Genomic DNA, 1,998 nt, shown 5'->3' on the forward strand with positions numbered 1-1,998 from the left:
GCAAGGACAAAATGCTGCAAAGGTAACTGTTTGCCATACAAGCTGTGCATGCCATTGACAGGATCGCAAATACTCATGGCATGCCAAGTATCGCCATAGTAGCCGGAATGGGTCGAGGCAAATTGGTTTTTATCAGTACGTCCAACCGCGATTTGATACTGCAGCGCCATTTTTAGCGCCACTTCGACTGCAATGCTGCCGCTATCAGCATAAAATATCGCCTCAAGACCATCAGGGACAATCGATAATAATTTTTTGCCTAAATCTATCGCTGGCTGATGGGTCAAGCCGCCAAACATCACATGCGCCATCTTACCTAACTGTTCAATCATCGCTGCATTGAGCACTGGATGATTATAGCCATGAACGCTTGCCCACCATGACGACATGCCGTCAATCAGGCGCGTGCCATCTTTCGTGATAATATAAATACCTTCGGCATGGTCAATAACGATATTTGGATAGGTGGGTGGTAAGCTGGCATAAGGATGCCAAAGGTGCTGTTGGTCGAAATCGTTGATTAAAAGGCTACTCGTTGAGCGGTCAGGTCTCTTCATTTTTTATTTGCCAGTAATGCGTTTGTATTTTGCCAATAAATCGCTTTGGGTTTCGACGTGGTTTGGGTCATGCGGGATACAGTCGACAGGACAGATGACCACGCATTGCGGCTCATCAAAATGACCGACACACTCTGTACATAAATCCGGGTCGATAACATAAATATCATCGCCCTCTGAGATGGCTTCATTTGGGCAAGCAGGCTCGCAGACATCACAATTGATGCATTCATCGGTAATTAATAACGCCATAAACTGCTCCTTATTTGCTAGCAGTTGATAATAAATGAGTACGTCAGTGGTTTACGATTATGCTTAATATTAAACCACCAACTCATCATTAAAGCTTAACTTAGTAATTGTTTCACTAAATGTTAGCTGCTCAGTTTTTTTATAAAAGCTTCTGAGACGCAAGGTGGCACAAATTTTGTCACATCGCCGCCAAGTTTGGCAATTTCACGAATCATAGTCGATGAGATAAACGAGTAATTTTGCGACGGGGTTAAAAATACCGCTTCAAAATTCTCATCAAGCTCGCGGTTCATATTGGCCAGCTGAAACTCATATTCAAAGTCTGACATCGCTCGCAGACCACGCAAGACCGCCGTGGCGTTTTTTTCGCGCATAAAATCGACCAGCAAGCCTTCAAAACCAATCACCGACACTTGCGGCAAATCCGTAAATACCGTCTCGACCAAATGTACGCGCTCCTCAAAATCGAACAATGGTTTTTTATGATGACCAGAGGCCACCGCGATGACGACCTCATCGAACAATTTAGCCGCGCGTTTAACCAAGTCGACATGACCGTTGGTAATCGGGTCAAAGGTACCCGGGTATAAAATTTTGGTATGCAATTTTGAAGAAGTAGCAGAAGGGCTCATAACAGGGCTAATATGGTTAATGATAATGACCCATATGCTAGCAAATTTTGCTCAAACTTCCTACTTATCTGCTACATTTGTCCTAACAGCCGATTTACCTTTTCGCTGTGCGCTTTGCTACAATAGTCGGTTCGACTCATCGCTCTTAATAGGCAAAAGAAGTCTACATTTAAGGGTTAGAATGAGGAACAGTTAGACAAGGACAATTTATACAAACTATGTAGTTTGAAGTCCTTTTGGAGAAATTATGTCAAAAAAATCAAAAAAACCTGACAATCAAATCTGTGCCAATAAAAAGGCTCGTCACGAGTATTTTATTGAAGAGACCTTTGAGGCAGGTTTATCGTTACAAGGCTGGGAAGTGAAGGCCATTCGTGCTGGTAAAATGACGATTACCGAAGCGTATATTATTTTTCGTAATAATGAGGCGTTCTTGTTTGGCGCCCATATTCAGCCGCTGCTTTCAAGCTCAACGCACGTCAGCCCTGATAGCATCCGCACCCGTAAGCTGCTGCTCAATCGCCGCGAAATCGAAAAACTCATGGGCGCGGTCAATC

At 43.7% G+C, this 1,998-nt stretch carries 4 protein-coding genes; 1 reads left to right on the forward strand and 3 read right to left on the reverse strand.

All coding sequences use genetic code 11. The annotated features are described in order from the left end of the window. From V7D75_RS02380 to coaD, 3 genes are all read right to left on the reverse strand, one after another. Nucleotides 1–557 (reverse strand): aminotransferase class III-fold pyridoxal phosphate-dependent enzyme (locus tag V7D75_RS02380; protein WP_333613260.1); only part of this gene is annotated, 557 nt, incomplete at its 3' end. Nucleotides 558–560: 3 nt separating this feature from the next. Next, nucleotides 561–809 carry a YfhL family 4Fe-4S dicluster ferredoxin gene (locus V7D75_RS02385; protein ID WP_068405886.1) on the reverse strand — a complete coding sequence of 83 codons (249 nt, stop codon included), beginning with the start codon at nt 807–809 and terminating at the stop codon, nt 561–563. A 122-nt stretch (nt 810–931) separates the two neighbouring features. Further along, nucleotides 932–1,441 (reverse strand): pantetheine-phosphate adenylyltransferase, encoded by a 510-nt coding sequence (gene coaD, locus V7D75_RS02390; RefSeq protein WP_201590451.1) that lies wholly within the window; start codon nt 1,439–1,441, stop codon nt 932–934. 247 nt (nt 1,442–1,688) lie between these two features. Here coaD and smpB point away from each other — a divergent pair. Beyond that, the coding region (gene smpB / locus V7D75_RS02395; RefSeq protein WP_333613254.1) for an SsrA-binding protein SmpB at nt 1,689–1,998 on the forward strand (310 nt) is incomplete at its 3' end.

Source organism: Psychrobacter sp. (assembly GCF_036731945.1).
Taxonomy (GTDB): domain Bacteria; phylum Pseudomonadota; class Gammaproteobacteria; order Pseudomonadales; family Moraxellaceae; genus Psychrobacter.

Excerpts from the sequence above, each read along its gene's own strand:
- coaD (WP_201590451.1), bottom strand. The coding sequence starts at position 1,441 with ATGAGCCCTTCTGCTACTTCTTCAAAATTGCATACCAAAATTTTATAC.
- V7D75_RS02385 (WP_068405886.1), bottom strand. The coding sequence starts at position 809 with ATGGCGTTATTAATTACCGATGAATGCATCAATTGTGATGTCTGCGAG.